The following is a 1,596-nucleotide window of genomic DNA, read 5'->3' as shown; positions in this document are numbered from 1 at the left end:
AAGGTTCGTTTTTCCATATCACTCATAGGACCATGTAAAGTGAACATAAAAGATTCACCTAATGGCGTCGTCATAGGCGCAATCCCGCCAGAGGCATTGCCAGGCAAAGCTGACATGACTCCAGTCAAACGCTCATTGACCTGTTGTCGGGCCCAATAAGGATCTGTCCCTTCTGCAAAATCCAGGGTAATGATTGCAATAGCATATTTAGATTGTGAACGTAGTACAGTTTGATGAGGGATTCCCAACATTTCCTGTTCTATCGGTACCACAATACGGCTTTCCACCTCTTCTGGCGTCATGCCAGGAGATTTCATCACAATTTGAACCTGTGTGCTTGATACATCGGGAAAGGCATCAATCGGCAATTTGGTAAATGCCAAATAACCCGCAACACTGATTGCCATACCCAATAACAGCATTAGGATTCGTTGACTCAGTGAAAATGCAATAATACGTTTTAACATGTGCCTAACCTCAATTCACCGCAGTGCTACTGCTGGCAGGTGGTGCCTGCTCTGCACCGAAACCTGACCAAACGGCTTTTAGACGTTCGACACCCCGCACAGCAACTTGAATTCCAGGTTTTAATGCATTTCCAATCACATGACTTTGCTGCTGGTTCGCCCCCACCAGTTCCACAGGCGTTGCCACGAAACCATTTTGATTCTTGATAAAAATGAAGTGCTTGTTATCTTTTAAAGTTAAGGCAGCACTCGGTATTACCCATGCGGTTTTTGTTGTCGGGTTATGGCTTTGAATATTCGCTTTAACAAACTGTTGTACTTTTAAACAGTTATCCTTGGCCTGCATTTGGACTAGAACATTTTGAGATTGCGTATTGCCTGAAAGTGCTGGTGCAATTTGTTGTACCTGCCCGGTAATTTCACACCCCTCAACTTTGACCAAATCGCCAATCTGGATATATTTGCTATCCGCTAAAGGGGCTTGCAGCATTAATTGCAAAGGTAGATCACTATTCACCAACTGGCCCAGTACTGCACCGGTTTCTACATACTGACCTGCAGATACCTGTAAACTTTCTACACTGCCTCTGGCTGGACTTTTGACATACACTACGGAATTCAGTCCCTGACTGCTACTTCCTCCCATAAACTGCAACATGCGTTGCTTGGCACTCAAATCAATATTCAGTCGTTGCACTACATTCTGGGCTTCCTGTACACGTTTTTCAGCAATAATCCCTTCAGCATATAAACTGCGTTCACGTGCCAAATTTTGGCTGGCCAATTGCAGTTGTGCACGAATTTGTAAAATTTCATTTTGAATCTGAATTAAATCAGGGCTATGAATGGCCAGTACAGGACTGTGTAAACCCACTTCTGCTAAAGGTTGCACTAGTACCTGTTGCACTATCCCCGCTACAGGACTGGTTAAAACCACTTTACTTTGAGGTGACCACTGCGCTTGCCCCTGCAAAGTCAGTGCGAATTGTACATCTCTTGTCGCTTGTCCTAAAGTTTGTAATTGAATACCTGCTTGTTGAATCTGTGTGGGCGAAATTAAAATCTGATTACCAGACACATCTATTGTTTCTGTTTCATTGGCGACTACATTTTGTGTCTTTGATTTTTC

General features: G+C 43.7%; 2 protein-coding genes. Both read right to left on the bottom strand.

Features of this window, described 5'->3' with window-relative positions:
* On the bottom strand, nt 1–467 hold a 467-nt coding region (locus tag EXE10_RS20890), incomplete at its 3' end, for an efflux RND transporter permease subunit (RefSeq protein WP_130114589.1).
* A 10-nt stretch (nt 468–477) separates the two neighbouring features.
* Nucleotides 478–1,596: efflux RND transporter periplasmic adaptor subunit (locus EXE10_RS20885; RefSeq protein ID WP_130114588.1), on the bottom strand; the 1,119-nt coding region annotated here is incomplete at its 5' end.

It is taken from the genome of Acinetobacter sp. WCHAc060033, from assembly GCF_004209125.1.
GTDB lineage: Bacteria > Pseudomonadota > Gammaproteobacteria > Pseudomonadales > Moraxellaceae > Acinetobacter > Acinetobacter wuhouensis.
This window is presented reverse-complemented; position numbering and strand designations above follow the sequence as displayed.